The organism is Paraburkholderia sp. BR10923, assembly GCF_040948765.1.
Lineage (GTDB): Bacteria > Pseudomonadota > Gammaproteobacteria > Burkholderiales > Burkholderiaceae > Paraburkholderia > Paraburkholderia youngii.
Genome location: NZ_JBFPKO010000258.1, coordinates 1 through 226, shown reverse-complemented (window position 1 = coordinate 226; position 226 = coordinate 1). Strand labels below are relative to the sequence as shown.

Genomic DNA, 226 nt, shown 5'->3' with positions numbered 1-226 from the left:
GCGCGCTCACGTTCCAGCCTGCGCTGGCCGTCTTGCCGACCTCGTCGAGCTGCTCCTTGTTCACCGCGTCGCCAGCGTCCACACCAGCCGCCACGTTGATGATCTTCCTGCCACCCGCGTCGATGCCGCCCGTGGTGATGCTCGGGCCGTTCTTGATGGTCAGGCCGTCGTTGTTCACCACCGTGTCACCCATCGTCACGCTGTCGACCTTCAGGTCGCGTGCCAG

At 65.9% G+C, this 226-nt stretch carries 1 protein-coding gene; it reads right to left on the bottom strand.

The window, feature by feature from the left end:
- Nucleotides 1-226, bottom strand: a 226-nt coding sequence (locus tag AB3X94_RS42380) for a hypothetical protein (RefSeq protein WP_368614519.1), incomplete at both ends; no start/stop codon positions are given.